Source organism: Serratia sp. PL7 (genome assembly GCF_945957435.1).
Map to the genome: position 1 here is coordinate 123,965 of NZ_CAMFLB010000021.1, position 25,382 is coordinate 149,346.

Annotated in this window: 20 protein-coding genes and 1 tRNA gene; 3 read left to right on the forward strand and 18 right to left on the reverse strand. The window is 50.8% G+C overall.

The annotated features are described in order from the left end of the window. Positions 1-32 precede the first annotated feature (32 nt). The 13 genes from cutC to N6G83_RS42450 all read right to left on the reverse strand — a co-directional run bounded on the left by cutC (position 33) and on the right by N6G83_RS42450 (position 13,495). A complete protein-coding gene (gene cutC, locus N6G83_RS42390; protein WP_211134711.1) occupies positions 33-3,452 on the reverse strand; it encodes a choline trimethylamine-lyase in 3,420 nt (1,139 codons plus the stop codon). Between the two features lie 70 nt (positions 3,453-3,522). Further along, positions 3,523-4,677: a 1-propanol dehydrogenase PduQ gene (locus N6G83_RS42395; protein WP_211134710.1), complete on the reverse strand. Its 1,155-nt coding sequence runs from the start codon at positions 4,675-4,677 to the stop codon at positions 3,523-3,525. An 18-nt stretch (positions 4,678-4,695) separates the two neighbouring features. Next, positions 4,696-4,953, reverse strand: a complete 258-nt coding sequence (locus N6G83_RS42400) for a EutN/CcmL family microcompartment protein (RefSeq protein WP_021179125.1) — start codon at positions 4,951-4,953, stop codon at positions 4,696-4,698. A 22-nt stretch (positions 4,954-4,975) separates the two neighbouring features. After that, positions 4,976-6,592: an acetaldehyde dehydrogenase (acetylating) gene (locus tag N6G83_RS42405; protein WP_024484714.1), complete on the reverse strand. Its 1,617-nt coding sequence runs from the start codon at positions 6,590-6,592 to the stop codon at positions 4,976-4,978. Between the two features lie 87 nt (positions 6,593-6,679). Then, entirely contained in the window at positions 6,680-6,958 is a 279-nt protein-coding gene (locus N6G83_RS42410) for a BMC domain-containing protein (RefSeq protein WP_021179127.1), read from the reverse strand. A 14-nt stretch (positions 6,959-6,972) separates the two neighbouring features. Further along, complete coding sequence (locus tag N6G83_RS42415) at positions 6,973-7,257, reverse strand: BMC domain-containing protein (RefSeq protein ID WP_021807825.1); 285 nt, start codon at positions 7,255-7,257, stop codon at positions 6,973-6,975. 25 nt (positions 7,258-7,282) lie between these two features. Continuing rightward, positions 7,283-7,561, reverse strand: coding sequence for a BMC domain-containing protein (locus N6G83_RS42420; RefSeq protein ID WP_004249182.1), 279 nt, complete (start codon positions 7,559-7,561; stop codon positions 7,283-7,285). A gap of 631 nt (positions 7,562-8,192) precedes the next feature. Beyond that, positions 8,193-8,714: a FidL-like protein gene (locus N6G83_RS42425; protein WP_024529401.1), complete on the reverse strand. Its 522-nt coding sequence runs from the start codon at positions 8,712-8,714 to the stop codon at positions 8,193-8,195. Positions 8,715-8,717: 3 nt separating this feature from the next. Further along, positions 8,718-9,512 carry a transcriptional regulator gene (locus N6G83_RS42430; RefSeq protein ID WP_065684335.1) on the reverse strand — a complete coding sequence of 265 codons (795 nt, stop codon included), beginning with the start codon at positions 9,510-9,512 and terminating at the stop codon, positions 8,718-8,720. A gap of 40 nt (positions 9,513-9,552) precedes the next feature. Then, complete coding sequence (locus N6G83_RS42435) at positions 9,553-10,119, reverse strand: TetR/AcrR family transcriptional regulator (protein WP_024484717.1); 567 nt, start codon at positions 10,117-10,119, stop codon at positions 9,553-9,555. A 226-nt stretch (positions 10,120-10,345) separates the two neighbouring features. Beyond that, positions 10,346-11,734: a GntP family permease gene (locus tag N6G83_RS42440; RefSeq protein WP_024529399.1), complete on the reverse strand. Its 1,389-nt coding sequence runs from the start codon at positions 11,732-11,734 to the stop codon at positions 10,346-10,348. Beyond that, positions 11,734-12,696, reverse strand: coding sequence for a D-erythronate dehydrogenase (denD, locus tag N6G83_RS42445; protein ID WP_211134709.1), 963 nt, complete (start codon positions 12,694-12,696; stop codon positions 11,734-11,736). The genes N6G83_RS42440 and denD overlap by 1 nt, the downstream gene beginning before the upstream one ends. Positions 12,697-12,727: 31 nt before the next feature. Then, positions 12,728-13,495, reverse strand: coding sequence for a DeoR/GlpR family DNA-binding transcription regulator (locus tag N6G83_RS42450; protein WP_021179134.1), 768 nt, complete (start codon positions 13,493-13,495; stop codon positions 12,728-12,730). A 554-nt stretch (positions 13,496-14,049) separates the two neighbouring features. Between N6G83_RS42450 and N6G83_RS42455 the strand changes: the two genes are divergently transcribed. Together N6G83_RS42455 and N6G83_RS42460 are read left to right on the forward strand one after the other, a co-directional pair. Beyond that, positions 14,050-14,134: transfer RNA gene (locus N6G83_RS42455), tRNA-Leu, on the forward strand. A 198-nt stretch (positions 14,135-14,332) separates the two neighbouring features. Further along, on the forward strand, positions 14,333-15,598 hold the full coding sequence (locus N6G83_RS42460; protein WP_211134708.1) for a tyrosine-type recombinase/integrase: 1,266 nt from the start codon (positions 14,333-14,335) through the stop codon (positions 15,596-15,598). An 82-nt stretch (positions 15,599-15,680) separates the two neighbouring features. On the opposite strand, the gene N6G83_RS42465 is transcribed toward N6G83_RS42460, so the two are convergent. After that, positions 15,681-16,640 (reverse strand): 5'-nucleotidase, encoded by a 960-nt coding sequence (locus tag N6G83_RS42465; RefSeq protein ID WP_211134707.1) that lies wholly within the window; start codon positions 16,638-16,640, stop codon positions 15,681-15,683. Between the two features lie 238 nt (positions 16,641-16,878). On the opposite strand from N6G83_RS42465, the gene N6G83_RS42470 reads away from it, so the two are divergent. Next, positions 16,879-18,468, forward strand: a complete 1,590-nt coding sequence (locus N6G83_RS42470) for an SIR2 family protein (protein WP_211134706.1) — start codon at positions 16,879-16,881, stop codon at positions 18,466-18,468. Between the two features lie 58 nt (positions 18,469-18,526). Here the strand turns inward: N6G83_RS42470 and N6G83_RS42475 are convergent, their stop codons facing one another. The 4 genes from N6G83_RS42475 to N6G83_RS42490 form a co-directional block, all read right to left on the reverse strand. Further along, positions 18,527-19,666 (reverse strand): restriction endonuclease subunit S, encoded by a 1,140-nt coding sequence (locus tag N6G83_RS42475; protein WP_211134705.1) that lies wholly within the window; start codon positions 19,664-19,666, stop codon positions 18,527-18,529. Next, the gene (locus N6G83_RS42480) at positions 19,663-21,297 is read right to left on the reverse strand and encodes a class I SAM-dependent DNA methyltransferase (RefSeq protein ID WP_211134704.1); all 1,635 of its coding nucleotides are present in this window, start codon (positions 21,295-21,297) and stop codon (positions 19,663-19,665) included. The genes N6G83_RS42475 and N6G83_RS42480 overlap by 4 nt, the downstream gene beginning before the upstream one ends. 61 nt (positions 21,298-21,358) lie before the next feature. Further along, positions 21,359-24,772 carry a DEAD/DEAH box helicase family protein gene (locus N6G83_RS42485; RefSeq protein WP_211134703.1) on the reverse strand — a complete coding sequence of 1,138 codons (3,414 nt, stop codon included), beginning with the start codon at positions 24,770-24,772 and terminating at the stop codon, positions 21,359-21,361. Positions 24,773-24,902: 130 nt separating this feature from the next. Next, positions 24,903-25,382: hypothetical protein (locus tag N6G83_RS42490; protein ID WP_260524162.1), on the reverse strand; the 480-nt coding region annotated here is incomplete at its 5' end.

The following is a 25,382-nucleotide window of genomic DNA, read 5'->3' on the forward strand; positions in this document are numbered from 1 at the left end:
ATAAGACGTCCCTGTCTTATCCAAGGCTAAGGTCAGAACTTCTCAATGACCGTACGGCTGATAATTTCGTCCTGAACTTCTTTGCACAGCTCGACGAAGTACGCGCTGTAACCCGCTACGCGGACGATCAGGTCGCGATATTTCTCTGGCTCCACCTGTGCCTGCTTCAGCACTTCGTTATCCACGTAGCTGAACTGCATCTGCCCGTTGCCCAGAATGGACGCGGTACGCAGCAGGGTGATCAGTCCGTTCTTGCCTTCCGGGGTATCGAGCAGCCCTTTGAGGAACTTGAAGTTGTGCACCATGCCGATGTTCATGGTTTCCACGTTCATCTTGCTGACGGACTTGATGATGGCGGTTGGGCCCTGTTTGTCCGCGCCCTGCGTCGGGCTGATCCCGTCGGAAAGCGGCATCCAGGCCAGGCGGCCGTTTGGCGTCGCGGCGGTCAGTTCACCTATCGGCGTATTGTTGGAGATCGACAGGGTGCCGTGGCTCAGCGTGGAGTAGAGCATCTTGTACTTGCGGCACTCGCGCTCGGTCCACTCGGTGATGTCCAGCGCGTACTGATCGACCGTGTCATCGTCGTTGCCGTACTTCGGCGCGTTCAGGCAGTCGCGGCGCAGCTGTTCAAAGCCTTCAAAGTTGGCCAGCAGCGCGTCACGGATCTGCTCCAGGGTGTATTTGCCATCCTGATACACCAGCTTGCGGATCGCGGCCATGGAGTCGACATAGGTCGCCAGGCCGGAGAAGATCAGCCCTGGGCCGTGGTTGATCACTGCGCCACCGGCGGCCACGTCTTTACCCTGTTCCATACAGCCTTCCACCAGCAGCGACATCAATGGTTTTGGTGCCACGTCGCGGTGGACACGCTGGCTGATCACGGTGCCAATAGCCGACAGTTTGACGATGTGCGCGATCTGCGCCTTCACCGCATTGTCGAACTCTTCGTAGGTTTTCAGGGTACTCAGCTCACCGGTATCCAACCCTTGATAGCTGTCGAACAGCACCATGCGGCCACGGTTGAGCACGAACTCGATGGCGATCGGCCACTGGGTATAACCGGTAGAGGTCCACTGATAGATGCGGCCGGATTTTTGCGGCTCTACGCAGCCCATCAGGCAGTAGTCGCGCGCGTCTTCAAAGTCGAAGCCCTTGCGCAGCATCATCTTGATGTGGGAATCATCAAAGTGGCAGGCCGGGAAGCCCATACCCGCTTTCACCACGTCGACGATCTTCTCCATGTACTTCTGCGGTGACTGGTTATGGATACGGCAGGCCAGCGACGGCTGGTACACTTTGACAAAGCGTACGGCGTCCATGATCAGATAGGTCAAATCGTTACAGGCATCGCCACCGCTGCGTTTCTGCCCGCCGATAGTCAGGTTGATAAACGGCTGGTAGCCAGCGAAGTACTTGGCACCCAGTTCGCTGGACATCCACATCAGTTCGGCACACTTGATGATGAAGGCCTGCAACAGTTCCAACGCCTGTTCCTGCGTCAGGCGGCCAGAGGCGATATCGGCCTGGTACATCGGGTAGCAATACTGATCCAGACGGCCCAGCGACAGCCCGGTCTGGTTCTCTTCCACTTCAAACAGCGACTCCACCGTCCAGATGCTTTGCAGTGCTTCTTGCAGGGTCTTCGGTGGGTTGGCTGGGACGTTTTCGTTGGTTTCTGCGATGGTCAGCAGTTCCGCACGGCGTGCCGGATCTTGCTCAATGGCGGCCAGTTCACGGGCCTTGTCCGCGATGCGCTTGGCATAGGCCACCACGCCGTCACAGGTTTCAATGGCCGCTTTGTAGAAGTAGATCTTGTCGATATCCGCCGGGTTTTCCATGCTCAGCGCCGCGAGGTGCTGTTGGGCATCGGCCTTGATGCCGTTCATCCCTTTGGTGAACAGCAGGATGTCGTAGCCTGGGCAAGTATCGCCACCGCCGTTAATCTGGTGGTAGGAGAGGTCGCTGACAAAGGTTTCGCCGCTGAAGGCCCAAACGCCCGCTTCGCGGTACTGCGCTTCACAGATCTCATCGAGCGAACGGCCTTCCCAGAACGGTACGATCTCTTCGCGGATCGTCTTCTTGTCGGCCTCGGAGATAACAAACGGATCCTGCGGGCGGGTGCCCATGGTGTCTAGCTCGTCACGCACCCAGCGCCAGGCGATATCCGGTGAGAACGCCCCGGCACGCGGTTTGCCGCACGGATGGCCGACGATCAACTCATCTTGCTGGATCAGGATCGGTGCGGTTTCACAGGCGGCGCGGAAAGACTTGGCGCGCAGCAGAATGGTTGGCAGACCCGGGTTGTTTTTCGCCATCTCGGTAAAGGTGATGGCGCGATAGATAGACACACTTGGGCGAGCATCGAGGTAGTTGTCACGCAGGCGTTGCAGGCGTGGTGTCAGCCCTTCCATCAGTTTGTGGGTTGCCACGTCTTGCGCCGAGGCTGCCACGAACGGGGCCGATGGCGCACTGTACTGTGGGCGAGCACCCGCCTGGCCAGCGAACAGTTTCACCTGCAGGTTGCTGTTGAGCGTCATCAGATTGCTACGGGCTGCCAGCAACATGGCGGAAAGATCGTTGATCACCAGTGCCGGATCGTCGAGGCGCACGCCTTGCAGCATGGCGTCAAACATCGGGTAGCCGTCCAGCTCACGCGGTGCGCGCACTTCGGAAAGCTCACACAGTTTCAGCCACAGGCACTCGACGATTTCGTAAGCCTGCTCCGGCGTCAGCACGCCACGGGTAATGTCCTGTTGATAGAAGCTGTACAGCAGCTTGTCGAAGCCGCCTGGGTAAACCGCATAGCTGCCGTTTTCCAGGTGCAGCGCCAGTTGGAAGAAGTAGAACGCCTGGCAAGCCTCTTTAAAGCTGCTAGCCCCGTAAGCCGGGACTTTTTTCAGCATGGTAGCCGCTTCTTGCAGCTCCGCCTTGCGGTACGGATGGTTTTCTACCGCCGCCATGTTTTCTGCCTTGCTGGCCAGTTTCTGCGCCAGATGCATCGCCGCATTGCAGGCGTAGATCATGGCGCGGCATTGGTTGACTTCGTCTAGTCCAGAACGGCTGACGGCGCTGCCGATGCTTCTGGCACGGTCTTCCATTTCGGCTTCGATGGCGAACAATCCTTTGGTGATCACCGCTAGATAGTCTGGTGAGGTCTGGCCAAACGCGGTGAAGGCCGAAGGACTGCGCAGTTCGCTTTCGCTGTGGAACACGGCGGCGCGCGGCGTGGAGGATTGGCTGCCGATGATTAACTCATCGGGGCCGATGTAGCCGGGCAGTTGCTTGACCAGCTCATTGAACAGCTTGGCATTCTTGACCAACTGCGGCATGCCGGCCACATCGCCACCCAGCGTTTCCAGAATGGCGGCACGTTCGGTGCTGATGGTGCTGTTTTGGGATAAGAGTCTTTCTGCCAGCAGTTTTACGCGTGGCGTCAGTGAATAATGGGCCATGTTCAAATCTCTCCTGATGTCCTGCGGCTTTCACACAAATTGGCAAAATCCGTTGACTGTAATGAGTGCGTTATTGAAGCTGTACCGGGCCGCCGCTGTAGGCGAGGCGGAACAGTTTCTCCAAATCTGCCGCGTTAACGTCGCGCGGGTTGGTTGGCGTGCAACTGTCGTGCAGCGCCTGCGTGGCCAGTTCGCCAAGGCAAACCTGGAAGCGGTGTTCCTCTACCCCTGCGGCTTGCAGATTGGCCGGTAGCTGCATTTCCTGTTTCAGCGTTTCGATCGCCACCAGCAGGCTGTTAACGCCATCACGAACTGAGGTGCTTGGCAGACCCAACAGGCGAGCCAGGGCGGCATACTTGTGTGCGGCCGGGGTGTCGCAGTTGCCGTCAACGTCGGCATTGAAGGCGACCACCGATGTCATCAGCAGCGCATTGGCCCGGCCATGGGGGATGCCAAACATGCCGCCGAGGGCGTGCGCCAGACTGTGGGTAATGCCCAACGAGGCATTGGTGAACGCCATCCCGGCCATGCATGAAGCGTTGTGCATTTTTTCCCGCGCTGGCAGGTTGCTGCCCTGTTGGTAGCAGGTCAGCAGGTGGCCGAACACCATCTGCACCACTTTTTCGGCCATTGCATCGCTGAAGTCGCTGGCCTTGCGGGAGACATAGGCCTCCAGGGCATGGCACAGCACATCCATCCCGGTATCGGCGGTAATGCTGGCCGGCACCGACTTCACTAACTGAGGATCGAGGATGGCGATGTCGGGCAGCATGAACTCGTCCACCAACACCAGCTTTTGGCTGCGGGACTTGATCACCGAGAAGCTGGTGACTTCGGAACCGGTGCCGCTGGTGGTGGGGATGGCGACAAAGCAAGGCTTGCTACGGCCGCTGTCTTTACGGCAATACCACAGCGCATACATCACCGCCTTGGCGGCATCAATCACCGAGCCGCCACCCAAGGCAATCACCAGGTCCGGATAGTCGTCATCCATCAGTTTCATGCCGCTGACGATGGCGGAGATATCCGGGTCGGAGGCCACCTCGTCATACTGACGACAGCGGATCTGCTGTTGTTGGAGCAGGCTGGTTACCCGCTCGGCCAAGCCAAACTTCACCATCGCCTGATCGGTGACCAAAAACGCCGAGCGTCCAGGCAAGCTGCTCAGAGCGAGCAGCGCATCCTCACCGAAATGGATTTTTGGCTTAATCAGAAACTCATTCATGCCTACTTCCTCTTACTCTTAACGCTCCCGGTGAACCTTCTCGACAATGGCAACGATCGACATGGCCTTGTAGCGGTCTTTACTCAGTGCGAAATACTCTTCCACCAACACCAGATCGTTTTCACCGGCACCGACGCTGTCGACGGCGACGTAAGTGCGATCTTTGATGGCTTCCAGGTCGTCACCCAGCGCCGTGACCAGCAGCAGATTGCTGCCGCGTAGTTCGTCACTTTTCTGCGTGGCCACCACATGGCCGGTTACCTTTGCGAGGATCATGTTTTCACCCTTGGTTGATGTGTTACCGGGACAGGCGTCCAAGCACTTCCGTAATGATCCGTTCGACGTTCTCTTCGGTGATGTCATTGGCTGCGGCGTTAACCACTGCGCGGGTGACCGCCCCGAAACGATCGTCGCCCTGGGCATACAGCGGTGCCGGTGCGGCCTGTGGAGCTACCGCCGCCGTTGGAGCCGCAAAGCGGTTATCGTCGAAGATGCTGGTGCTATGGCTGGTTGGCGCACTGCACGTTTGAGCTGCGGGTTGTGGTTGGCGCAGATCCTCGATGCTACGAACGCCATAGCCGACCTTACGTACGTTCAGCAGGTTCATCGGGCCGACGTTGTCCGAGCTGGAGCCGCCACCGACGGCACCGCAACCGAGCGTCAACGCAGGTATAAGATTCGTGGTTGCGCCAATGCCTCCAAGCGCGGCGGGCGTATTGATCAGGATGCGGTGCACCGGTTTTTGCAGCGCAAACTCGCGGATCACCTGCTGGTTCTGGGTGTGGATGACCAGCGTATGCCCCAGACCTTCGTTGGTGAGTAGTTCAACCACGCGGTCACAGGCGCTCATCCAGTCTTCTTCGATGTACAGCCCCAACACCGGGCAGAGTTTTTCACGGGCGTAAGGGTTTTTACGCGAGACGCTGTTTTGTAACGAAATCAGCACCCTGGTAGTCGCAGGTACGCAGAATCCGGCGCGTTCGCTGAGGTAGATGGCGGTCTTGCCCACCACTTCAGGATTAATCATGCCGTTCGGGCGTAACAGGATGTTGGCCAGGCGGGCAGACTCATCGTCGTTCATGAAGTAGCAGCCCTGGGCCAGTAACTCGCGGTGTACGTCCTGATAGATGCACTTTTCCACGATGATCGACTGTTCAGAGGCGCAGATCACGCCGTTATCGAAGGTCTTGCTGGTGATGATGTCCTTCACCGCCTGCTGGATATTGGCGCTGCGTTCAATAAACGCCGGGCCGTTGCCTGGGCCGCCACTGATGGTTGGCGTGCCGGAACTGTAAGCTGCACGGACCATGCCTTCGCCGCCGGTAGCCAGGATCAGTGCGACGTCTTTGCTGTGCATCAGGGCTTTGGTGGCTTCCAGCGTCAGCTGGGTCAGGCCATCAACGATACCCGCTGGGGCACCGGCCTGGAGCGCGGCCTGTTTGACGATCTCAATCGCCCGCTGGCTGCACTGGCGTGCATTAGGGTGCGGGGAGAAAATAATGGCGTTCCCGGCCTTCAGCGCGATCAGCGTCTTATAGAAAATGGTTGAGGTTGGGTTGGTGGACGGCACCAGGGCGGTAATAACCCCTAACGGGACGCCCACGTCCATGACTTTATTCTGCTGATCGTCACGAATAATACCGACGGTTTTTAAATCCTTAATATGCTCAAAAACTTTTTCAGAGGCGAAAATGTTTTTTAACACCTTGTCCTGCCAATTGCCGAAGCCGGTTTCTTCATGGGCCATCTTCGCCAATTCTTCGGCATGCCTGGCCGCTTCGCTGGCAATATGTTTAATAATGCCGTCGATCTTTTCCTGTGAATACTTGGCAAACAGCAATTGCGCCTGTTTGGCATTTTTAATCAGCGTGCGAGCCTGCTGAATGGATTGTAAATCCGGATCTAATGTGGTCATTAGTCTATTCCCCTGAATAGGAGTTTAATTTTTACTTGCTGTAATCGGGTAGAGTACTTATCTGCCACTGCCGGTAATCAGGCTGAATTACGCCTTATGCTGTGAGGCGATTTTCTCAATATCATTATGTGGGCGTGCAATAACCCGTGATGAAATGACTTCGCCAATCCGGCTGGCGGCTTCTATACCGGATTCCACCGCCGCATTAACGGCACCCACGTCGCCTTTCACCATCACGGTGACCAGGCCGGAGCCGACGTTTTCATAGCCAATCAGTTCAATATTGGCAGCCTTACACATGGCATCGGCGGCTTCGATAGCTGGCACCAACCCTTTGGTTTCGATCAATCCGAGTGCATCTTTCATCAGTGAATTCCTTGTTATTCGGTGATTTTGTACTGCGAGATGATTTTCTGGATATCGTTATGCGGGCGGGCAATCACCAGTGAGGTAACCACTTCACCCACGCGCTTGGCCGATTCGATACCGGAATCCACCGCCGCCTTGACCGCGCCAACGTCGCCTTTCACCATCGCAGTGACCAGACCGGAACCGACGTTCTCATAGCCGATCAGTTCCACGTTGGCCGCTTTGCACATCGCATCGGCGGCTTCAATACAGGCCACCAGCCCTTTGGTTTCAATCAATCCTAATGCGTCACCCATGATCCGTTCTCCTCAGAAGCGTTGTTTACGCTTTATGCTTAATCACGATTTTGTTGATGTCGTTGTGTGGGCGGGCGATAACCAGTGAAGTCACTACTTCACCCACGCGTTGTGCGGATTCCACGCCGGAATCGACGGCGGCTTTTACCGCACCGACGTCACCTTTCACCATGGCGGTGACCAGGCCGGAACCGACGTTTTCATAGCCAATCAGTTCGACGTTGGCCGCCTTGCACATGGCATCCGCCGCTTCAATACAGGCCACCAACCCTTTGGTTTCGATTAAGCCTAATGCATCACCCATTGTTGTTTCCTCCACAAAGCCGGTTTATGAGTTGTCATCTGCTGTGCCGTTCGGCCATGAGGGGATCAAGGTTTCCGACGGCTAAGGGCACTATACCCCTCCGGCAGTTATTCAAAATATAAATTCATTAATCGATATCTATTTAGTTTTTTGTTCTAATAATAAGCGTTAATTTATCCTATTTTTATCTGTTTACTCTGATAATCAGCCCGATAATAGTTCTGCTCCCTGGCAAGAAATGGCGGGTTTTGGCATTCACTTAAGGGCGGAAAATAATGTTAAATCTATGGTTATCAAATGGGTTTTTTAGGTAGCGGAGGGGCTTGCAGACTGTGGGGCAGCGCAGGTTTTTTTGGGGAGTTGTTAAGGTCGGCAATCTCCCCTCACCCTAACCCTCTCCCGCAGGGAGAGGGGACTGAACGTGCCACAGATTAGCCTCTGTACCTAACTTCGGCTCCGTACTGGCTCCCTCTCCTTTTTGGAGATAGGGTTGGGGTGAGGGGAAATAGCGATCGCCGAATAACCGACAGGCATTATGACTATCAGGGGTATTTTTAGGGGATTGTAAGGGCTAAGGGAGGCTGGCCAGAGGCTTATGACAAGGGGGAACAGCTTTGCTGGGAAACGGACGCTACTCTAACTGGCTGCCGGGTTTCAACGCGCAGATAAACAGTGGGGAGTTGATCGAACTGAGCAGCACGGTATCGGCGTTGATTTTTTCCATCGCCAATTGCAGGCCGTCGTGGCTGTCTGACATTTCCCGCATAAAGTAATCAAAGATCACGTCGGGTGATTGATCGATAGAGGACTTGCTGGAGACCCAGCGGTTGATCTGATAATAGCGGGCACTTGGGGAAACGCGCTTGCTGGTATAATCAAACTGTACGTAGCGTTGTAAATAAAGCCAGCCTGCCTCTGAGTCTGAATATCCTTCCACCACGATGGAACCTTTACCTTTGACATTAAAGTTAAAGTGGATATTGACGTTGACGGATTCAGTGACGGTGTCTTCAAAATGCATAATGGCTTTGGTTGAGCAATTTAAAATATCATCGCGCCGGATAACGTTATGCTTAACGGTGATAAATAGTGAGACCAGTAGCAATATGATAGAGACGGCAAACAGCCTTCTCCCCCAGCCCAGTGTTTTCATAATTTATTTCCATGAATAATAAAAATAGTTATCGCAGTAGCTGAATGTATTATCTTGATGTTTGGCGCAATGTGCGAGAAATGTCCGGCCTAAACCGTTGGATTGCAGCTTATCACCATAAAAGAACAGAAAACGTTCGTCTTTATCATACTTTATGTTCTTTTTTTCTTTGACGGCAATAAAGTTTTTCAGGTAATTCTCGCGCATTCTTGGATTTATCATGGCGTCGGTGGATAACACCTCAATGGGTTCCTGCGCGACGGGGGTGAAGACGAGCGGGGTCAGGCTGCCGTTGTTACTCCACGACCAGCCGATCAGCGCGATGGCCAATAGGGATATCATCGCCCCGGCATAACCCCAGTAGCGATCGTTGCTGGTGATGGCCGCTTCAACCGGTACTGGCTCTGGAGCTACCTCGGCAGGGGATCCCTGTTCGCTGGCATGTATTACCGGATGCAACAAGGAGTCATCGATCACTTCGATCGTCAGCTCTGGGTTGATTTCCAGCCGGCCCCGGGCCACGGTGACGATCACGTTCTCAATGCCGTAACGGCGGAAGGCTTTGCGCAGGATGCTCAGATACTGGTTCAGATTGCTGTTGGAGGACATCAGCCCGTTGTCGTCCCAAACCCGCTGCATCACCGTATCGCGGCTGATCACGCCAGGATGCTGGATCATGAAGAACAGCAGGGCGTTGGCAGTGATGGTGAGCTGGCTATCTGACTTGCCGCCGTCGTCCAGCTTTAGCGAGCCTTCGGTGGCGTCATAAATAAGAAAGGCATTAATTTTATATTTCATTATCGCCCCTGGGTGATTGGCTGCCCGCGAACCGCGGAGGTTAAAGCTCCTCGAAGGTCATTGCCGCCAGCCTCGTCACCAATGCAAGCCGCTCTTCCGGCGTCATAGTGACTCCTTCCGTGAGTTCAGAAAGCCATAGGCCGTCTGCACCATAGCGCACCAGGTTACCTACGTAGCTGCGATCCAGTTCATCGGCGTTGGCCAGATGTTGCAGCACCCAGTCCCGCCAGCATTTACGCAACACCATTTCATGCGGCATGGCCAGCGACAGCAGGGCCAATTGACGGCTGGTGTCGGTTTCACTGATACCTGCCAGGTACATCAGGTAGGCCCGGGAGAAGCGCCCGCGCGGGTTATCGTCCACGGCCATCAGTGCCATAATCCCGCGATCCATCACCGCCAACAGGCGAATAAACAGTGCGTGGATCAGCTCCTGCCTGCCGGGAAAGTGGTGCAGCAGCCCGCCCTTGCTGACCCCAGCCTGTTTGGCGACGGCGTTTAGCGACAGCGCGGCAATCCCATCTTTGGCTGCGATGATACTAGCGGCTTCCAGCAACTGCTCTTGCAGCCGTTCCGGGTCTTTCTTGCGATGCACGTGGGTATTCATGCGGCGATCATACCGACCAGCCGGTATGTCATTTTTGATCGAGGTCAATCCGCTTCCCCTAAAGGTCTGACCAATCCTGAATAATGATAGGTAGGTCAAACTATTTTAGTTATCAAGGAATTAGGAAAGTTTTTACTAGCTTAATCGGGGGGCTAACTGGAGCGTTTAGGCTGACAAGTGGCTCGGGCGGCTCCCTCTCCCTGTGGGAGAGGGTTGGGGTGAGGGGCTACAAGATCCAGTCCAGCAGTAAAATACCGACCAGGCTGATCGCCCAGGCTATAGTGGTGGGCACCGACCAGACCATCATCTGCTGCTTCACGTCCTTAATCCCCATCATCCTGTTGACTACCCAAAACATGCTGTCGTTAAAGTAGCTGAAGAACAGCGCGCCCATGGTGGCGGCCTGCGCGGCGGCGAGCATATTGACGCCGGGCAACTGGCTGACGATGGGGGCCGAGATGGACGCAGCGGTGATCATGGCAACGGTGCCTGACCCCTGTATCAAGCGCACCAGCGTAGCGATAAAGAAGGGGATCAACACCGGAGACAGCGGCAGATTGGCGACGTGCTGAGCCAGCAAGGTGCCAGTGCCACTTTCACGCAATACCGCCCCTAGCGCGCCACCGGCACCGGTCACCAGCAGGATAATCCCGGCGGCCTGCAAGCCTTCCTCCAGTCTCTCCAGCGTCTCGTGCTTGTCTACCTTGGGCATCAGGGTGTAAACCGCCAACAGCACGCTGATGGCCAACGCAATCACCGGTGCACCGAGGAAGGCAAAGGCTTGCCCCCACAGGCTTTCCCCCAGCCAGGCCATTCCTTCAGCCTTGGCCAGCATAGTGTTCACCGCGTTGATAAAGATCAGCACAATGGGCGCGATGATTGGCAACAGCGATAGCGTTAAGCTCGGCAGCACCTTGGCCTCTTTCTCGGCCAGATAGCGCTGGTGGGCGGTCCGCAGATCTTCCGGCTCCTCATCCTGGTTTTCCGGCGTAAAATCAGGGTAATAGGTACCGAGCCAGCGCGCATAGATCACGATGCCGATCACGCAGGGAATGGCCAGCACCAGCCCGGCCAGCATCATGGCGCCGATATCCACGCCGAAGATCCCCGCGACGCCTAATGGGCCAGGGGTTGGCGGCACCGCGTGGTGGGTAATGATCAGGCCGCCAGCCAAGGCTACACCGAGCGTCAGCAGGTTGCGTTGCCCCTTCTTGGCCAGCGCTTTGACCAGCGGATAAAGGATGACGAAGGCAGAATCGACAAAGATCGGGATGCTGACGATATAGCCGGTGATCGCCAACGCCCACTCTTCGCGCTTTTTACCCAGCCACTTGATAAAGCTGAAGGCGATCTGCTCCGCCGCGCCAGAAACTTCCAGCACGCGGCCCATCATCACCCCCAGACCAATGACAATTCCGATGCTGCCGAGCGTGCTGCCAAACCCTTTGGAGATGGTATCTACCGTTTGCATGGCGCTCAGCCCGCCGCTGATCCCGGCGATAGAAGCCGCCGCCAGCATGGCGATCAGTGCGTGAACCCGGGTGCGCAATACCAGCCACACCAGTACGAATACGGCCACCGCCAAACCAATGATGGGAGTATAAAGTGCCATAATCAGCTCCCGGCCTGTGGCATCTCATCGCGCATAAAGGCGCGGATGACCTGCTGGAAGTTCTCATCGGCGAAGAACCCTAACGCCAATGCGCGTTGCACATCGAAGTTGCCCGGCCAACTGGCGACAATGCGGTTGATGGCTTCATCCGGCACAAAGCTCACCTTGGCACGAGCCTGCTCACCGGCTACTTCCTCCAGTGCGGCTAGCATCTGCTCCACCGTGACACTGATGCCAGGCAGGTTGACGATGCGTGAGGTGCCGAACTGCGCGGCGGGCAGCGTGGCAGCATGGATAAAGTTGCGTACCACGGTGCCGGGGCTGGACAGCCACAAAGCCAACTCCGGGGAGACCGGGCAGACGGAAGGCTCCCCGTGCAGCGGTTCACGGATGATGCCGCTGGCAAAGGAGGAGGCCGCCTTATTCGGCTTGCCGGGGCGCACGCTGATGGTAGGCAGACGCAGCACACGCGCATCGACAAATCCTTTGCGGGCGTAATCGTTGATCAACAGCTCACACAGCGCCTTTTGTGCGCCATAGGAGGATTGCGGCTGCACGGCGCAATCATCAGTAACGGTGTCCGGAAGCTGGCCACCAAACACTGCCAACGAACTGGTGAAGATAAACTTCATCGCTGGGGCATTGCGGCGAGCGGCCTCCAGTAGTTGGCGAGTCGCGTCGAAGTTCACCTGCATCCCGAGATCGAAGTCGCTTTCTGCATGGCTGCTGACGATGGCGGCCAGGTGATAGAGCACGCTGCACTCACTGTCGATCAACCGATCGGCGGCATCGGGTTGAGTGAGGTCGAGTGCCAGGCAGCGAACTCGTGGATCCGCTAGCGGGGCGTTTGGTTGCTGGATATCAGCCAGAACCAGTTCGTCAAAAGGCAGTGTATTGTCTTGCAGCAGCGCGGCTGCCAAGCGTTGACCCAAAAAACCTGCTCCACCGGTAATGATGACCTTCATGGTTTTATTCCTTTTCCTGTAGGGGTTGTTATCAGAGGTTGATGCTGTGCAGCCGCACGCCACGCTCTTGGAGTTGTTGCTGCGTTTCTGGCGGCAGGGCGGCATCGCAGATGATGTCGTCGAGCGCCGTCAGTGGGCAGACGCGAAACATGCCGTACTTGCCGTATTTACTGCTGTCTGAAACCAGCACCTTGCGCCGGGCCACGTCCAGCAGCGCCTGTTTCACCAGCACTTTCTCCTCGTGCGGGGTAGATAGGCCATGCTCTAAATCCCAGGAGCTGGTGCTGATAAAGGCCACGTCGATATTCAAGGTGCGCAATAGCATGGCGGCGCAGCTGCCGACGCAGGAATAGTTGCGTTGATCGACCCGCCCACCGGTGTGAAACAGGTTGAGCTGTGGGCGATTCATCAGGTGCTGGATAATGGAAAAATCGTTGGTGACTACCGTCAGGTTGAAGCGCTCGGCCAGTTGGCGGGCGATCTCGAAGCTGGTGGTGCCCGCGTCCAGGTAGACCACCTGGCCATCCTCGACCAGCCCGGCGGCATATTTGCCGATGGCCCGTTTTTGCCGGTGATGCAGTTGGGCCTTCTCTTTGTAGGCCAGTTCCTGGCGTAGCGCGTCACTCAGGCGTACGCCGCCGCTGACGCTAATCACCTTGCCTTCTTCTTCCAGTTGATGAATGTCACGCCTGACGGTCATATGTGAAACGCTCATCAACTCGGCCAAGGCCACGATGGTGACCAACTGATACTCATGTACATAGCGATAGATAAAATCGCGGCGTTCCGATGGGATCATGCTCAACTCCGGGTCGGTAGCGATGGTGCCGCTGGATGGCTGTTATTTTTTGTTATGTTATTAATATTCAATCATTTGATTTAACAAATAAACGAGGGTTGTCACAGAAGGGTGGGTGGGGAACTGTAGAGTATTTTTGTGAAAAATTATTTGTATTCAATTGGTTGCTATTTTTATTTGCGATAATGGGAGTCACAGAAGGTTGTGATGAAAAGTGTGAGGTGTAACAAAAAAGTGCAGGATGGTGGTGGGGCAGCAGAGTAGATTGGCTGATGACAGCCTACCTGCCCACTGCATAAAGTCTGCTTCTTGGAAAATTATCCAGCCACTCACAAATCGGCTCGGACGGCTCCCTCTCCCTGTGGGAGAGGATTGGGGTGAGGGGCGATCGCGGTCGCTGATGAACTCAATTTAGAGTGATAAATGAGCAGAGTAAGCCGAGAAAATCGACGGGTGACGTTTTTTTCAACATTCAACTCGTTGAATGCTTGATAAGTGTTGCGCGAGGCAAGTGGGAAGGTATAATGCCCACGTTTTCCGCATACTACTTCAGTGCCGAAGTGGCGAAATCGGTAGACGCAGTTGATTCAAAATCAACCGTAGAGATACGTGCCGGTTCGAGTCCGGCCTTCGGCACCATTAGTATGTAAATAGACCTCAACTGAGGTCTTTTTTTATGTCTAAAATCCAGTCCCCGCAAGGCTTCCCTCGCTTTTTCAGTCAACATAAGTCAACCTGATTCAATCTACATCAACTTACTGATGTGGGTACATTTGCGGGTATATCCCGGTTCGATAATGTTTGTACCCACACAGAACCCTTGAAAGGATACTCAACATGGCTCTGAGTGATGTGAAGGTTCGTACGTCTAAGCCTGAAGCAAAAGCCTATAAGCTTACTGATGGCGACGGCATGGTTTTGCTGGTTCACCCTAACGGTTCCAAATACTGGCGGCTGCGTTATCGCTTCGGTGGTAAAGAGAAGATGTTGGCGTTGGGAAAATATCCCGAAGTCTCGCTGGCGGATGCCAGGACACGACGGGATGAAGCCCGTAAGCTTTTAGCTAACGGCGTGGACCCAAGCGAGAGTAAGAAAGCTGTTAGGGTAGAACTGGATCAAGAAGCGATAACTTTTGAAGTGGTAGCCAGAGAGTGGCATGCCAGTAATCGTCAATGGTCAGAAGCTCACAGTGCTCGAGTGCTCAAAAGCTTAGAGGACAATCTCTTTCAAGCCATAGGCAAACGGAATATTGCAGACCTCGGAACTCGTGATCTTTTACCTCCCATTAAAGCCGTGGAGATGTCTGGACGTCTTGAAGTGGCTTCCCGCCTGCAACAACGAACCACAGCAATAATGCGCTATGCAGTTCAAAGCGGTTTAATTGATTACAACCCCGCGCAGGAGATGGCGGGCGCTGTTGCTACCGGTAAAAGAAAGCACCGTGCTGCACTTGAGTTAAACCGCGTTTCAGAGTTACTTCATCGCATCGATTACTACAGTGGCAGGCCATTAACACGGCTGGCGGTAGAGTTGACTTTATTGGTCTTTATCCGCTCCAGTGAATTACGTTTTGCTCGCTGGTCAGAAATCGATTTCGAAACTGCTATGTGGACGATTCCGGGTGAGCGTGAACCGCTGGAAGGTGTCAAACACTCTCAGCGCGGCTCTAAGATGAAGACCCCCCATCTTGTCCCCTTATCCCGCCAGGCTCTCGCTATTCTGGAAAAGATCAAAAGCATGAGTGGAAACCGTGAGCTGATCTTTATCGGTGATCACGACCCACGTAAACCAATGAGTGAAAACACGGTAAACAAGGCTCTACGCGTTATGGGATATGACACGAAGGTTGAAGTCTGTGGCCACGGTTTCAGAACCATGGCTTGTAGTTCATTGATAGAGTCGGGATTGTGGTCGAGGGATGCGGTGGAGCGACAGATGAGCCATCAGGAGCGCAACTCTGTGCGTGCGGCTTATATTCATAAGGCCGAACATTTAGGGGAACGTAGGTTAATGGTGCAATGGTGGGCGGATTATCTGGATGCGAATCGGAAGAAGGGAATTAGTCCGTTTGATTTCGGGAAAGCAGTCCATAGACCGAGCTGAAGGTTGTAAAGCCACTTCAGTCATCGACCATACAGGTGCCTTATCCCGGGAGACATGAGTTGTTCCCGGGAATTTATAACGATCAAGACGCTTTAAATAGTTCAGAATTGCTGGCATAAGGCACTTTGCCTGATGGAATAAGTTTCGCTGCAGCATTTAAATGTACATCTTGATCATCAAAGAAAATATGAGGTTTAAATGCCTGAAGTACTTTGGTTTTTTCCACGCCTCCAAGGAAAAAAGCCTCATCAACATATACACCCCAACTCCTTAACGTTTTAATTACCCGCATTTCTGAAGGGCTGTTTCTGGCGGTAACTAAGGCAATACGTACTGGAGAATACTCCATTCGAGTAGGTAGGCGGTCTTGAAGTTTTGCTATTTTTTTTAGCAGAGTAGCGTAGGGACCTTCTGCCATGGGAATATCTTGTTGTGCATCTTCTTGCGCATGAAAAGCTTCCATACCTTGAGTTTTATAGACCAACTCACTTTCATCTGAGAAAAGTACTGCATCGCCATCAAAAGCAATACGAACTTGCCCGTCAGGGATTTCGGAAGAACTTGAAGGCGGATCTTTTAATATTGCAGCGGCACAAAATCGAGAATCAATGACTTTTTGCGCGTCCTCTACGCTAGTTGTTAAAAACAGATCAACATCGAAGGCATCAAGGTAATCAGCGACCGTTTCACCCGCAGTGAAGGCAGATCGTGTGATATCTAGCTTGTCGTGGCGAATTGTATTCAGAACTCGGATACCTGTATCAGGGCTGTTGCGCGACATAACGACGACTTCAACCAGAGATGATTTGTCATCCGGTTGGCGATACTGGTTTAGACCCAGAAGCGCCTTCACTAAGGGATAACCTGTACCGGGCTGTAGGGGTTGATTTTCGTGCTCCAGCATGTAGGCACGGTACTTCTCGATGGCTCTATCAGGATCGGTTTCGTAAGTCTCCCGAAACATGCGATCGGATTCGCTCATGTCAAAAAGCGCAGTTGCGCTAATGCCAATAACTAAAGTGTTACTTAAATCTAAAGGCATGATTACCCCCTAGGGGAAAAGGACTCTTGATTGGTTCCCCATATCGTAACGCGGGAATTGCGATTCGGCTACCATCAGGAGTTCTATGCTACCTATCAGTCATCTATTCTAATAACCAATTGAATTTTAATGATAAAATTTATTGCATAAAGTTGACAAATGTACTGGTGATGGAAGCAGTAATACCTTAATGTTATCGCTATGAGGGTTTTTTATTTCTTTTAAAGAGAGTATCAGTATGAATTTTAAGAAAAAACTCGAAAATCATTTTAAACAGTTCGAGGCATCCCCAGTGTTGTTTGTTGGCTCTGGAGTGTCTCGACGTTACCTTGGTGTGCCCTGCTGGCAAAATCTTCTGAAGCATTTTGCTGAAGCGATAGGGGAAAATCATATAAAACTAAAAACAAAAGCTAATGGTGACTTACCCGAGTATGCTCAATTATTGGTATCGCCATATGCTGATAAATGGTGGGATACTGAAGAAGGTAAATTAGCATTAAGTGAAAAAGAGCAAGAAGAAATTTTTATTAATGAACAATCTCCTTTGAAACTCTCAATATCTAAATACATTGAAAATGCACATAAAAATATTATAGATGATGATGAATTAAAACATGAGATTTCTCTTTTTGCGAAAGCAAATATTGACGGAGTCATTACCACAAACTGGGATATCTTTCTAGAAAGCCTATTTCCGAAATTTACAACATTTATAGGCCAAGATGGATTAATTACTGGCAGGAGTCATGGTATTGCCGAGATATATAAAATACATGGCTGCTGCACTGAACCTAACTCATTAATTTTGACATCAAATGACTATGATAAATATAGAAAGAAAAACCCCTACCTTTCCTCTAAATTACTAACTATGTTTATTGAGAGACCTGTTATATTCTTAGGTTACTCTTTAACAGATGAGCATATAGCTGAAATTCTAGAAGATATAGTCAGTTGTTTTCCTGATGCCAGTCTGGATTTTTTACAAAACAAATTATTGTTTGTTGAGTGGAAACCTGAACTAGATGAAGCCGATATTAGTGATTCTGTTATTCATAAAAAAATCCCAGTAAAATATGTTCAGGCACCATCTTATAAAGAAATATTTGAAGTGCTGAGTGAAACTAAAAAAAGGATCCCTGCACATTTATTCAGAATGATAAAAGACGAGCTTTATGAACTAGTCTTAACTGATGATCCTAAAGGAAAATTATATGTGAGAGACTCAGAGAAAATTGAAGAGGGGATTAGTACTACAGAGTTTGTTGTAGGATATGGTGCTATTTCGATGGTGAAAAAATCAGAATCGATGGCAGCAAAAGGATTGGTTGGGCTGGAACGTGTAGATCTCATTCGAGAAGTTGTTTTTGAAAATGGACATTATGATTGGGAATGCGTTGTTAATGATGTTCTACCAAATATATGCAAAGGCAATGCGCGTATTCCTATTTTTCACTTCTTAAATCACGCTAATTTAATTAATTTCGATGGCGGTTTAATTAATGAAACAGGACTCTCAAGTGGTGTTTTATCACGATTGAATATCACTCCTGTAAGTTTTCAGTCTCAAGGTTGGGATAAACGACGTTCTGAAACCGTTCCTGAAGTCAGGGTGGGAGTCAATGAGTTATATCTTGCTTATGATTTCGGTTTCTTTTTAAGAATGATGCCCTATATGGAACCGGGTTTAATCAAGCGTGATATGGATGAACTACTTAAGATACTGAAAAAACATATTGATGAAGCGATGAGTATTCAAGTGTTATCAAGTAATTTTTGTAAATTAGTATGTCTCTATGATTTTATAAAAAACAGCAATAAATTTTAATGTCGATCCTCTCGTAAAATTTTCTTACGAGAGGGATTGTTTTTATTTAATCTTAAAACTAATATGCAAACTGGGAACTTAATACTTCAAACAATGAACTATCCACATTAGATTTATTGGATATATTGATTATTTTATTTCGTATTTCCGAAAATAATTTTTGCTTTTTCATTGATGGAAGCATCACATTCAACTGTTTTAACTCACTGACATTAATATGTTTTGAGGTTGAACCGCTCATTACTCTTGATATTCTCACAGGATCTAATTCATAAAGTAAAAAAGCCAAGAGATATTCAGGAGTTACTTGATTTTTATCTAACTTTAGTTGGACTAATCGTTGCCCCATACATAATTTTAAGTTTTCAGGAACAATAGCTGCAATACCAACAGTACCTTCACGGCTTAGTATGATGTCCCCTTCATCAACAACACTCCTTTTTGTTCTTTCTAAATAAGTGTCTTCACTCACGAATCTTTTATCAGACCAAACCCACCCCCCTTTCGATAAGTTTGATGTACGAATGCAAATCGTGCCGTTATCAACCCATTTAGGAGTAGAGTGTGGACAATCAATCACATTATCACATACATCTTTCAATTTCCTTAATGGCCATTTTTTCTCATTAACTACCGGATCGCCAAACATCGCCAGAAATGTTGCACGCAAGAAATCATCAGCTAGTTTGGTAGCTTGCTCGCGTTTCTGGCGTATGCCTGCAGCTTTATCAAGAATATCTGCGATACGCTTTTGCTCCTCCAATGGAGGATGCGGGATTTTTAATTCTGAAAATCTACTTTTATTAACTATTGCAACAGTAGTTGACGGTGCAATGTTTTTTAGTTCATTCTTCAATAACTTTAATGCGTAAAATCCGAATCTATAATAGATTTTATCTTCATCAAAAGTAACACTATTAATTTGTTGATTAGTGGCAACAGGAAGATTTGCTATTGCGATTTTACCTAAAGAACCGATACAACAAACTAATATACTATTTTTAGGAATCAGCTTTGTAGTTGCTAATCCCTTTTCTGTTAATGTTGTTTCCGGTTTGAGCAGATAGTCCGAGTTCGTTAACTCAGACGGTGTAATGAAGGGGATATTTCCGCCAAAACAATTAGGATCAGCTTTAGGTGGCGTTTTGCCTGTGATCACTTTTGCAACACTTCCGATACTCACCGTCGGCCAACTCACAGCATTCCCTCCAGCTCATCCAAATCCGCCAGAATCTCTTTTTCCAGATCCTTTAACCGCTTCAGTATCATCTTAGGATCTTCATACTGCTCCGCCTGATACACGACTTCTTTATAACGATTGATGGAGAGATCGTATTTCTGCGTGGCAATATCTTCTTTCGGTACCACAAACGCCGCCTGTGTGCGATCTTTGAAATCAACACCATCATCAATTCCTTTCGGGTACTGCTGTTTCAGCAACGAGGCAAATTTCTCGCTCATAAAGTTATCTACCGGCAAACCACGTAAAGCACGATATTGCTTCCAACTTGCCAGCAGGTGTGGCAGATCGTTGTCTTTTATCGGGTTACGCTTGTCATCCAGACTATAGCCGTCGTTGCGCAGGTCGTAGAACCATACCTCATCAGTTTGGCCGCCTTTAGTGAAGAGTAGAATTGCCGTCGCCACACCGGCATAAGGCTTGAACACACCGGAGGGCAGGTTGATTACCGCTTCCAATTGGTTATTTTCCACCAGCGTCTGACGTAACGACTGATGTGCTTTACTGGAACCAAACAGTACCCCCTGCGGCACGATAGTGGCGCTGCGACCACCCACTTTCAGCATTTGCAGAATACGCGTCAGGAACAGCAACTCAGTTTTTTTAGTCTTCACCATTCCCGACAGCGAGGCATCAATATCTTCCTCATCCAGTGAACCTGTAAACGGCGGGTTTGCCAGGATCAGGTTAAAGGCGTTTTTGCTGGCCTGTGGGAAGTTGGTGCTAAAACTCTGGCTCATGGTGTCCTGATAGTGAATATCCGGCTCTTCCACACCGTGCATAATCAGGTTCATGGCGGCGATACGTAGCATAGTTGTATCGAAGTCGTAACCGTGGAACATATTGTTATCCACATGGTCACGCCACGACGTCAGCAGATCGCCAGTAAAAATTTTTTGTTCTTCCAGCTCACCGCGTTCGTTACTGCCAATCTCGGTATGAATGGATTCCAGCGAGCTGTATTTTTCCAGTAGATACTCATAGCTAATCGCCAGAAAACCACCCGTACCACAGGCCGGATCGCAAATCGTCTCACCACGCGCCGGGTTTGGCTCCATCATCTCGACCATGGTACGGATGATATGGCGCGGGGTGCGGAACTGACCGTTGATCCCGGCGGTAGTCAACTTGCTTAATAGGTATTCGTAGAGATCACCTTTGGTGTCACCGCGATCCAGCGGCAGGCTTTTAATGACTTCCACCGCTTTGGTCAAGAGCGAAGGCTTGACGATCTCTAGTCGGGCATCCTTCATAAAGTTACCCAGAAGCGTGGCCTTCGTTTTATCCGCCTGCCCAAGTTGACGGAAGTGCTGGAATACGCCATCGCGCACCACATCCATCATTTCATCTGCACCCAGATTACTGTAGTGGCTGAAACGAAACTCCTGCTGCTCAGTTGCAAAGCGCGGTTTAAAATCGACCCCCGCAATTTGCTTACGCTTTTCGTCCCGTTGTTCTTGGGTATCCAGCATACGGGAATACATCAGGTAGGTGATCTGTTCGATAACGGTCAGCGGGTTGGTGATGCCGCCCACCCAGAAATCTTCCCACAGCCCGTCGATTTTACTTTTTAAGTCACCGGTGATCATTGTTAACGTCTACCTTGTTATAAATACAAAAGCCCCGCTGCCAGGGCTTGTCATGAACGCATTATACCGTTGCCGTGTCGGTCACGACACCCAGCTCTTCGACTATCTTTTGCAAGCGGGTGATTTGTGCCACATCCGGGAATACGCCCGCGACGCCTCCTTGGTGAATATGTGTGAAAGGTTGTTCAAAGAGCTGCTTCATCTCGATAGTGCCGTAATCACGGATATGATTTTTCAGCAGCGAGAGGAAACGTAGTTGCGGGCTGGTCAGGCTGTTATCGGCGGCGAATTGCGCAAAACGTACCTCTACCGCATCGCTGTCCATACCGATGATAGTGCGTAAAAGTTTATCCAGGCTGGCGGTTGCCTGCGGATAGAACTCTTTCAGAGCTCGGATATCAACGTTGGGATTCTGAATCAGCACCAGTTTTGCCAGTTCATCCAGCTCACTTTGCGTTACCGGTTCGCCGTTGCGAATTTTCTTCAGCACCGGATTTTGCTGGAACAGTGGTTCCAGTGCCCCCTGAACCTGCTGGCGATAAAGTTTGAAATCAATGGAGCGAACATTAGTTTTGCGGGTTTCCGTCTGAATCTGGTCTGCATCTTCGGTGATATCCACCTGCAAGGAACTGAATTGTGGCGTTGGATCTTTTTCCATCAGGTGCATTATGCCGCGCAGGTGAATGCGAATATCTTCCAGCTCTTCCAGACTGGCCTGCTTCCACCAGCTTAAATCATGGAGCTGATTAATCCGCTGACCCTGCTGCTGTACCTGCGCCAAATGTGGCGGTAAGCGCTCTATTTTTTCCACGATTTCCGGCCAAAGTACGTCTAGCTCTTCCGGGTTGGTATATCGAGCGGTTTGCGCCGCAAGGATGTCCATATCAAAGCGCATGGCGTCGCTTTGTCCGCGTACATCCAGCCATTGCATTAACGGTGCCAGAATAGAAAGCAGATCCTGCTGTGTTTTTGGTGAAAGCTGACGCAGCAATTTTTCATCGCTGTACTGCGCTTTTTGTTGCCATTTTTCCTGCACAGCAATCGACTTTTCATCCAACGCATTGATCTGTTCACGAAGTTGATGAGCTACCAAATCTACAGCTTGTTTGTCGAACTTACGCTGCGCTGCTGCTCCCAAAATTACCCATGCCTCGAAGCGTTTTTGCGCCAGCGATTTCGTTGGTTTAACTTCGGCCTCTTCGGTATGAAGTTCGTGATACTCGAAATTGCCCCAATGATCGAAGATGCGAAATTTCTGTTTGTCCAGCGGTTTGCCGTTCTCATCGTTGCCGTACAGCCCCGAGCAGAGGCGCGTACCACGGCCAATCATCTGCCAGAACTTCACTTTCGATTTGACCGGTTTGGCAAAGACCAGATTCACAATTTCCGGGACATCAATACCGGTATCAAGCATATCGACGGAGATGGCAATGGTCAGTTCTTTATTGGTGCTTTCATCCAGCCCTTTAAAATCATCGATAAGCTGTTCTGCACGAGGATCGTAGTTATCGATAACCTGACAGAAGCGCCCGGCAAACTGCGGATACATTTCGTCAAATAGCTTATTCAGCAGCAGCGCGTGTTTGTGGTTACGGGCGAAAATAATCGTCTTACCGGGAAGCTGCCCATCTGCGTCTTTCAGGCCATTTTCCATTAGATTACGCAGAATATGGCGGTTGGTATCTTTGTTGTAGATCGCCTCATCCAACGACTTACCTTCAAACTCCAGAGTGTTGGGATCAATTCCTTGCTCTTCCAGCTCGCGGATTTGCTGGTCGCTCAATTTTTCTCGCTTAATGCCTTCGCGCAAAAATTCGGTGGTGTGAGTAACTACCTCATAGGGAATTAGGTTGTTGTCAGCAATGGCATCCTCAAGGCTGTAGTTCGCCGTAGGGATACGTCCCTCACAACCAAACAGGCCGAAGGTGGTCTTGCTCACCATATCAATCGGCGTTGCTGTCAGGCCGATTTGGAGCGCATCAAAGTACTTAAACACATCGCCATAGACGTTATAGATAGAACGATGGGATTCGTCGGCAATGATCAGATCGAAATAGCCTACATCGAAATGATCCATAATTTTCATCATGCCGGGATACGTAGCGATGTAGATCCTTGCATTCTGCCTATCTTCTTTCTTCGACTTGCCAACTACATACAGCGGCTCGTTGGTAAACTGATTGAAGGCATTTGCTGCCTGTTTACGTAACTCTCTACGATCACAAAGGAACAGGACTCGTTTTACCCAGCGGGCATCAATCATTAGCTTGCTAAGTGCAATCGCTACTCGGGTTTTACCAGTACCGGTGGCCTGAACAATCAATGACTGACGATACTTGTTGGTGAAACGTTCACTGACGCGGGCAATGGTTTCAAGCTGGTATAGGCGGCCTGCAACCGCCTTACCTTCGTTGTCTTTAACGTGCGGTATACTGTTTAATGGTAAACGTGTTTCACGCTGTTGGATAAGATATTGCAGGCTTTCTTTGCCATAGAAACCAAATATCCGACGCGGTGGGTATCCGTGGGTTTTATTGTCATCCCAAAGCCAGATATCGTAACCATTGGTGTAGAAGATAACGGGGCGCTGCCCGTATTCTTTCTCCAGCCAGTCTGCATATAGCCGGGCTTGAATTCGACCTTGTTCGGCGCTCACACTGGCTTTTTTTGCTTCCACAACTGCCAGTGGTTTATGTGCTTCATCCCACAATACATAGTCAGCATAGCCATCACCGGTTGAAGTGGGCTGCTCTTTAACTAGATGTTCCTGAGTGACCTGGTCGGTATTCTTAAGTTCATCCCCAACGTCCCAGCCAGCAGCAAGTAGCCTGGAGTCGATCAGACGACGGCGGGTTTCTGCTTCATCGATGGAGAGGATATCGGCAACGTGCTGGTTGCGGGTTCTGGCTTCATTCAAACGCTGAGTGAGGATCTCAGCCTTTTCCTGCTCCTGCTGTAAGGCGCGTTGTAACGCCAACTCACGCTCACGGCTTTCATCCTGTGCCTTGATTGCATCTTTCAGATGTTTTTCATCTGCACGACTTGGAGATTGAGTCAGCGGAGGAAGAGAAAATTTAGGACTGTGATCAACGTTGCCATTTGCATAACGGACATACAGCCAAACCCCTAATAAGTATGCTTCTTTGAGCAACCAGTAAGTATCTTTGGCTTTAATACGCCCACCATGTGCAGCACGGTTACCATGGATACGCAGTGCATCCATCTTCATGACGATCGCTTCCGGCATCATGCTGGCAAACACATCGGCGTTCATCAGGTCGTACAGATTTGCCTTGAAACCTTCCGGTAAACGCTCCTGACGATACAACCAGCGGACCATCAATTCGGTGTAGTTGCGTAGCTTCACAAGACAGCTTTCAGGATCGGAATGAATATATCGTTCAGCCATACATCCGAGTTCAGCTAGCTCTGGCCACTGGCTACGCAACATTTCAAAATTGAGAGACTGCTCCATCAATCATCGCCTTATATCGTGGATACAACAGGATTTCTGGAAAGAATATCACACTAATTTGGCAGACAAAGTGAGCTTGTACATCTTTAGCGCACCGAAAAATGAACACGTGGGGCAAGTCAGGAGCACATCAGTAGTACGTAAAGTTCACATATTCATCCATCAAATGGGTTAACTCTGAGTTTTCTTCCTGACGCTGCAACAGCCAAAAGCAGAACTCTTCGTCATTCATTTTCTTAAGGTTCTCCAGCCAGTCATCAAGAGACGCTCCGAGCATACGGTCATACCAGAAAAGCCAAACAAGCTTATGACGATATTCCAAGTTATTGAACTGCTGAAGCAGACTTATCAGTTTGTTGGCAAGTGAGCGTTGTTTGAGTCTGACGCACTCGCTAAGCAATACGCCTTCTAGGCCCCCGTGAGTAAAAAGTAGCTGCCCGTCAGTCTCCAGGCTAAGACGTAAATCATTTTGAATACTCAGTGGCTCTGGTTTGGTTTTGTTATAGATCATTCGGTACAAGCACTGTGGCACGATCCCAGGTACAGGGCCGGTATCCGGGAAGTAAAGTGTGGACAGCGTAAGGTAATGGCTGGGATAAATATTCTGATG

Bases quoted from the DNA above. Each gene is read 5' to 3' on its own strand.
- cutC (WP_211134711.1), bottom strand. From the start codon at position 3,452: ATGGCCCATTATTCACTGACGCCACGCGTAAAACTGCTGGCAGAAAGA.
- N6G83_RS42395 (WP_211134710.1), bottom strand. From the start codon at position 4,677: ATGAATGAGTTTCTGATTAAGCCAAAAATCCATTTCGGTGAGGATGCG.
- N6G83_RS42400 (WP_021179125.1), bottom strand. From the start codon at position 4,953: ATGATCCTCGCAAAGGTAACCGGCCATGTGGTGGCCACGCAGAAAAGT.
- N6G83_RS42405 (WP_024484714.1), bottom strand. From the start codon at position 6,592: ATGACCACATTAGATCCGGATTTACAATCCATTCAGCAGGCTCGCACG.
- N6G83_RS42410 (WP_021179127.1), bottom strand. From the start codon at position 6,958: ATGAAAGATGCACTCGGATTGATCGAAACCAAAGGGTTGGTGCCAGCT.
- N6G83_RS42415 (WP_021807825.1), bottom strand. From the start codon at position 7,257: ATGGGTGACGCATTAGGATTGATTGAAACCAAAGGGCTGGTGGCCTGT.
- N6G83_RS42420 (WP_004249182.1), bottom strand. From the start codon at position 7,561: ATGGGTGATGCATTAGGCTTAATCGAAACCAAAGGGTTGGTGGCCTGT.
- N6G83_RS42425 (WP_024529401.1), bottom strand. From the start codon at position 8,714: ATGAAAACACTGGGCTGGGGGAGAAGGCTGTTTGCCGTCTCTATCATA.
- N6G83_RS42430 (WP_065684335.1), bottom strand. From the start codon at position 9,512: ATGAAATATAAAATTAATGCCTTTCTTATTTATGACGCCACCGAAGGC.
- N6G83_RS42435 (WP_024484717.1), bottom strand. From the start codon at position 10,119: ATGAATACCCACGTGCATCGCAAGAAAGACCCGGAACGGCTGCAAGAG.
- denD (WP_211134709.1), bottom strand. From the start codon at position 12,696: ATGAAGGTCATCATTACCGGTGGAGCAGGTTTTTTGGGTCAACGCTTG.
- N6G83_RS42450 (WP_021179134.1), bottom strand. From the start codon at position 13,495: ATGATCCCATCGGAACGCCGCGATTTTATCTATCGCTATGTACATGAG.
- N6G83_RS42460 (WP_211134708.1), top strand. From the start codon at position 14,333: ATGGCTCTGAGTGATGTGAAGGTTCGTACGTCTAAGCCTGAAGCAAAA.
- N6G83_RS42465 (WP_211134707.1), bottom strand. From the start codon at position 16,640: ATGCCTTTAGATTTAAGTAACACTTTAGTTATTGGCATTAGCGCAACT.
- N6G83_RS42470 (WP_211134706.1), top strand. From the start codon at position 16,879: ATGAATTTTAAGAAAAAACTCGAAAATCATTTTAAACAGTTCGAGGCA.
- N6G83_RS42480 (WP_211134704.1), bottom strand. From the start codon at position 21,297: ATGATCACCGGTGACTTAAAAAGTAAAATCGACGGGCTGTGGGAAGAT.
- N6G83_RS42485 (WP_211134703.1), bottom strand. From the start codon at position 24,772: ATGGAGCAGTCTCTCAATTTTGAAATGTTGCGTAGCCAGTGGCCAGAG.